We start from the raw sequence: 6,389 nt of genomic DNA, 5'->3' as shown, positions 1-6,389 counted from the left end.
AAAGGTTTGTATCAACATCTGATACAAAATAAACACAAAAGGCCGCTTGCTTACTGGCAGAGCAAGTATGTTACTTTCTAGCGACTTTTCGCCGTTTATGGAAATGGTTGAAAGCCTTGATGTCCGTTTATGGAAATGGTTAAATAAACAAAACTACCATTTATGGAAACGGCAATGACTGACAAACCACGGGACACATCAGGCAAGGCAAGCACCCAAGTCTGAGATGCCTCGCAGAATTCGCTCGGTTAACTTAACTGATGATGCTTTGCAATGGTTAGCCGCAGAGGCCCAGAAAGCAGGCATGAGTCGCAACGATTATTTAGAGGTGCTAGCGTCCGGTAACAATCCGCTTATGGAAACGGTAGGAGCCGAATCTATACCGCTTATGGAAACGGGAAGACCTGAATCTGTTCCGCTTATGGAAACGGTAGGGGCTGAATCTGTTCCGCTTATGGAAACGGTAGGGGCTGAATCTGTTCCGCTTATGGAAACGGTAGGGGCTGAAATAGAAGCTGGTGCTGCAAACACAGCACAACAACCAAATAGCGAGCTTTTACCGTTTATAGAAACGGTAGGAACTGAAAATCAGCGTTTACATATGGAGTTAAGTAACTTACAGGTTCAAAATGAAGCGCTGAAAAAAGAAGTGCAGAGATTGCTATCAGCACTTGAGCTACCAGAAGCGCCCAATTTGCTCAACCAATTGAAAGCCAAGCGCAAAAAAACAACCGCCTCGCTTGCTGACATAGAGGCGATTTTGGAGATTATAGAGGAGTCCTGAGACGACACATCCCAGGGACTTTGGGCATAAACCCCGGTTCATTCCGGGGCTTTTTTGGGCAAAATCTTAACAATTGCAGGTTGACAAAGTGGCTAGAAACCTGCGATCGTAAGTAATTGAGGAAGATTAATGCGCGACTGCTAAGCGATTGAGGCCGCTTAACAAGTCACGGCTTCCCCAAACCGTTGAATAGTAACGTTTGGAGCTTAAAAATTATGACATTTACAAACGATTGTCCTTGCGGACGATCGCAAATCTTTACGGCGCTTGAAGAAATGGCATTAACTAATAGCCATTTATTACCCGAGACGAAAAAGGTAGTTTACTTTGTGACAGCCATGCAAGGGGAAAGCAAAAAAATTATCTACATCGGGTTTACGCCAAATTTAAGGAGAAAATTCAAAGACCACAATAGAAAAATGGAATTTGAATTTTTAGATAGGATGGGATATCAAATCAATATCTCTTGGATTGTATTGCCTGAGGGGACGCGGGAAAAACAAGGACAAGTAATTCAAGCGTACTATGTACGTGTTTTTGAACCCAAGCTCAACATTCACCAAAATACTTTGGCTGCCGTTCAAATTGAAGAATCGAAGAAACGAATTGAAAATTTGGAACAATGCAAATATGACTCCCTGAAAAAACAAGTTGAAAATTGGGAGCAAAGTGGAGATGACAAAGATACGATAATCAAGAAAATATGGGAGGCAGGTAGAGAACGTCCAATGGTGAATATTTGATTTTGCCACTGACTGCCGATGGAAAGTTTTACGCTACTGGGTATATGTGTACCCCTAGGGTCGTTCCGTTGCGCTACCACCTGCTGAACGCGGTCAAATACTTGTCCTGCGGTTGGTTCAGCTAGTTAATTCCCTAAGCGAACATTCAGAACCGATGCTCTAAAATTAACTAGCTGAACCAGAACTGAACGCTTCCGAGAACGGGGAGTTAGAACGCGCTGAACAGCTCCTGGAAGCCATATATACCAACGACTTACAAAATAGCGCTTCCCCGAACGAGCATCCCTCTGAAAAAAAGTAGGATTGATATTTTTTGAAGTTCCCCCACCTCTTCAACCAGTGGAGGGGGGGAGGCTCCGTCAAGGGGGGAAAGAGAAATTCGTGACGAGCTTAACTTTCAGGCGAGCTAGAGGTCAAAAAAGTAACAAGCAAGCTCAGACGAGCCTGAAAGCTTAGCGAGTAGAATTTGTCGAACCCTTGACGGAGTACCCCGGAACGAGACAATAAGAGGGGGGAACCTCAAAACGCGCCCATTTAGTTAGCCTAGTTGTGTTTTAATTTTCACAATACCTACTAAACGCCAAAAACCGCTCCCCTAGATTCCAACCTTGGAAGCGACTTTTGGAATTCAACTCGCTTTAGGGGCGAGCTAATAACTTATGACGTATTCTACATCGATCGCTGTTCAATTTTACCCCTTTACTCCTTCTATGGCTAAGAAACTGAGAGAGGCTGGCTTATCCGCTGCTGAGTGGCGTTTCTGGAGTTACTTAACAGAGCAAGACCCCTGGGGCGATAACTACAAGGAATTAGACCCTCTCGACATCATGAGAGAGTGCGGCATGAGTAAAGCCACTTATTACAGAGCAAAAGCCAAATTTCAGGAGTTAGGGCTATTTGATTTCCAGGAGAGTAAAGCCTGTGTCCGAAATTTAGAGGGAATTTCCAAGATGAGACGGGAGGCTCAAAAATCCGAGTCTAGTCTCAAAAATGAGACAGCTCTTCTTAAAAATGACACTGCAAAATTAGAAATGAGAACAAATCCGCAAAAAACAGAAAAGAAATCGCTGCGTCCCTTGCCCAGTAAGGATTCCGCAACTCTTCAGACTTATTCAAACTTTAATCAGACTAATCAAACTCTCTCAGAAGCGACGAGAGAGAGAAATTTATATTTTTGGAATGATTTTGACGAAAGAACCCGGAGCCAGCTCAAGTATTACGCGTACCAAGTAGCACTACCGAAATTACCAATAAAACCAACCTTGCCAGATGCGTGGATAAGCTGTCACTGCGAAGAACTCTTTAACCAGATGATGTACGATGTTCAATTTCAAAGGAAATGGGAAAAACTTTTCGCGAATTCTCCGACGGTAGAAAATCAGGAGGATACTTCTGAGGCTGAACCGCATGACACAATAGACTGGTAGACAACTAACGGTTACAGATAGCGGTTAGAGAATGCTTTGGGTAACTTGTAGCAGTTCGGGTAGTGAGTCAGGCAATGAGACTATGCTGACCCCGCTTTCGCAGTTTCAATCCCAGGGCTGAGAAAAGTGGCTATCCTGGATCAGATTCGTTGGGAGGAGCCAACATTCTAGAATCGTTCCCATAGCCTAAAATATTGGCTCCGAAATTGAGTCAGATTAGCTCCTCCAACTGTTGGGTCAGGATATGTGAATATTCTGATGGAGTTACAGTGGTTTCAGGTAAAGGCGGAAAAGACCAAATCATTGGCTAATCATCATCTCTCCAGCCGTTCCAGCGTCCTTTTCTAAGGTGTGGTTCATCGCCGGGGAGAGCTAGCTTTAGAATGTCTTGTTTGTCCATCCGCCGCCAGTCCTCGGGACTAATGCTGGCAGCATAGGTTTCGTAGAACAACTGACGCTTCTGGTCAATGCTCAGAGGTGGCTCTCCAAAGGCATCTCGGAAGAAGTCGTTGAGGGCCATCTTCGTAAAGGAAAGCTGAAGAGCTAGAGCAGCTTTTTTTCCTTTAGACGTGGCATAAACGATTAAGCGGTTAAAATCATCCAAACTTATCGTTGTATCTTCAAACGAATTTTGGTGTTTTGACTGTGCCGTCACTTTTTGAGTTTGTTCGCTGAAACCCAAGCCACGTAAGCTTTTAACTGTGCGGGCATTTGTCTGAAGAATATTTCTCAACCAATCCCTGTCGTAACCTAACACTCTGCTGGCTCCAGACAGTCCCACACGGAACTCAAGGTTGGGCATCCTGTAGCCTTCTACTTCGAGTCCGTCAAAAAATCTCACTATCTCCCTTTCCGCTCTAATGGGCTCGTTAATGCCATCAAATTCATCATCATTATGATTAGACATTGTGCAAAGTAAAATTGAATTGTTAAATATTATTATGGCAAGTGCGAAATTTACTAGAATGGTTCACTTATAGATATACCTAAGATCGAAGCCTAATTATTGGAAACCTAGTTTGAATTTTTTCTTCGCAAAATTAATAGCATCATCATGAGCTTGTTCTAGATCGGCATGAAATAGCTCTATAACTTGGTTTTCACAATAAGCAACTGCCTCTAAACCTACCACTTCTGGGATATGATTACGACCTATACTTTCAACACCCTCTACAACTTCCCATTCGTCTCTCATTTGCTGAGATGTTTTACCAAAAAGACCCATGTAAACACGATTAGTCCAATTAGCATAGTGATAACATTCCTCACAGCCATGCTGTTGTAAAAATTTTGTATAATTATTTCGCCTAGAGATACCTTCTAGACGTACCTTCATCCAAGCTGAAACAGCACGATTGTCGGCTTCAGTATAGTTCCCCTTAAGACTGGCATAAGCTGCAGCATAAAATCCTTTAACAGCAAACCAAGCTAGAAAATCAATGAGTTTGTTGCGAACAGCCTCACTAGGCTTTCTTTTTCCTTTAGTCTTTGCATAGTCAGCAATGACCGATACCCAATCAGCTACCTCTAGAACGGAGTATATATTTCCATCTAAACCAGGAATCTCGGACACCCTGAAAGTTTGACCAGAAGGGAGTTCTAGCCATTTTTGTTCATTTGCTCGGACACCCTTAGCAACCCATGCAGAAGATGTTGAGTTAGGTAGCCCAGATATTCGCTCAATCATGTTGAAACCAAAGCCAACACTAGGCTGGTTAGAACCCAACCCATTTGGGTCTATAACAATAACCTCAAATTCCCTATCCTCAAATTCCAGCGTAATTAGCTGTCCTGGCTTAATAGACATAGTTAGGTAAGGATTCTTACGGGTTTACTTTTGTTAGCAGCGTTTTTCTCGTTTGCTCTTAACTCAGCTCGTGCTACCTCGCCCACTTAGATGGGTAAATTTCATAACCAACTTTAAGCAAATCACTTAAAAAAACGAACCTCCGGCCCCTAATCTCAGGGACTATGAGTTGGGATAAGTCGATTACTTTCGATGCTGTGACAGGTTCTATAATACCATGCTCATCTAAGTCTCTGGCAAAAGCGAGGATAGCATCAGCTAATTCTACAGAAACACGGATAGTTTTGGTTTTACCATTTCTCCAGGTTGGTTTACCACCAGCCCCTGGTCTTGCTCCACCTCTAGGCATGACAAAATCTTTTTTTCTGAAACTGTGACAAGTTCATAGTTTACTTACTTAGTTAAGCAAAACCGCAAACTTATTAACAAACTTAATAGGGTTCTATGTAGTAACTTACTGTCTGGCTCACTTTTAGTCCACTAATTTCTGTTTCCCCGCCTAGCATTAAACAGCCGTTTATAGAAATGGTTAAGTAGAGACATCAACCATTTATGGAAACGGTGAGGATTAACGAAGTACGGCACACATTCGCCCCGGCGCAACTGGCACCCCTTCGGTAAAATTTTGGCGTCGGACGTTCCCGGAGCTTTTGCGTTAAATCCGCAATCTAGGCAAGAACGCCCGCCACTCAAAATTTTTGCCAGTTGCTTAGTTTTGGGTGTGAATTTTTGAAATTTGATAGTATGTCATGTTTTGTGTTTTTGTGGGATGTTTACCGGGTATCACCGGGTATCACCGGGTATCACTCGACCCGGTTATTTTATCAGGGGCCTGCGGCGCTCCACTGACGCGGCCGGGGGGACGTGCCACGCTTAGCTGTCCCCCCGGCCCACGATTAGCGATCGCAAAACCACACCAATAATTTAATAATTGCTACACATTGAAAAAATATAAAATCAGTAGAAGCTAGAGAGAATATAACTTTGAACCTTACGTCCAGGAGCTGCTTAACTGTAACAACACAATATAGACATAATCAAGACAATAGCTTCAGGCTTCTAATAGTACATACAACTGTCTACACCTGTCTACAGTGTCTTACAACGTCTTACACTGTTATCCCCGCCTAGCCTTAGATACCCGTTTATTCAATGTAGACAAGCTGTAGACAACCACTAGACAAACACTAGACAAACACTAGACAAACACTAGACAGGTGTAGAACCTGGTGACCAACAGCTTAAAAAATGATCACCTACCACGATCGCCAAACAGCACCCCCCTCTAAATGCTCGTTTAAGCCCTCTCTAGAGTTTAATATGATGGACACTGCGTTTGTTACAGCCAACAGCCTTAAAAAGCTCATTTGTGTACAGCACAGGGGAAGATGTGCCGAGCTTGCGAGGCACGCTACGCTGTGGTGTTTTCCAAATGAATTATTTGTCCAAAGCTCTTGACAACTGCTGTTAGATGCCGTATCACGCGCGCGCAGTCCTTTGTTTTAATTATATAGAAACTGTTCCTACACCCCATATTTTCGCCCCTTACTGGGCAAGGGTTTCAAAGGTTTGTATCAACATCTGATACAAAATAAACACAAAAGGCCGCTTGCTTACTGGCAGAGCAA

6 protein-coding genes are annotated in these 6,389 nt (G+C 43.3%); 3 read left to right on the top strand and 3 right to left on the bottom strand.

Annotated features, from left to right (window positions below):
• The first annotated feature begins 226 nt into the window (after positions 1 to 226).
• The 3 genes from QUB61_RS37160 (at position 227) to QUB61_RS37150 (ending at position 2,954) form a co-directional block, all read left to right on the top strand.
• Complete coding sequence (locus tag QUB61_RS37160) at positions 227 to 784, top strand: hypothetical protein (protein ID WP_333136210.1); 558 nt, start codon at positions 227 to 229, stop codon at positions 782 to 784.
• A gap of 215 nt (positions 785 to 999) precedes the next feature.
• On the top strand, positions 1,000 to 1,527 hold the full coding sequence (locus tag QUB61_RS37155; RefSeq protein WP_333190394.1) for a hypothetical protein: 528 nt from the start codon (positions 1,000 to 1,002) through the stop codon (positions 1,525 to 1,527).
• A gap of 659 nt (positions 1,528 to 2,186) precedes the next feature.
• Complete coding sequence (locus QUB61_RS37150) at positions 2,187 to 2,954, top strand: hypothetical protein (protein ID WP_333136203.1); 768 nt, start codon at positions 2,187 to 2,189, stop codon at positions 2,952 to 2,954.
• 307 nt (positions 2,955 to 3,261) lie between these two features.
• On the opposite strand, the gene QUB61_RS37145 is transcribed toward QUB61_RS37150, so the two are convergent.
• From QUB61_RS37145 to QUB61_RS37135, 3 genes are all read right to left on the bottom strand, one after another.
• Positions 3,262 to 3,861, bottom strand: a complete 600-nt coding sequence (locus QUB61_RS37145) for a hypothetical protein (protein ID WP_333136205.1) — start codon at positions 3,859 to 3,861, stop codon at positions 3,262 to 3,264.
• 96 nt (positions 3,862 to 3,957) lie between these two features.
• Positions 3,958 to 4,761, bottom strand: a complete 804-nt coding sequence (locus QUB61_RS37140) for a hypothetical protein (protein WP_333136206.1) — start codon at positions 4,759 to 4,761, stop codon at positions 3,958 to 3,960.
• Between the two features lie 73 nt (positions 4,762 to 4,834).
• Entirely contained in the window at positions 4,835 to 5,110 is a 276-nt protein-coding gene (locus tag QUB61_RS37135) for a hypothetical protein (RefSeq protein ID WP_333136208.1), read from the bottom strand.
• Positions 5,111 to 6,389 lie beyond the last annotated feature (1,279 nt).

This window comes from Microcoleus sp. C2D2 (assembly GCF_036702495.1).
Classification (GTDB): domain Bacteria; phylum Cyanobacteriota; class Cyanobacteriia; order Cyanobacteriales; family Microcoleaceae; genus Microcoleus.
Note: the sequence above shows the minus strand (reverse complement) of the source record. Positions and strands in the feature narration are given on the sequence as shown.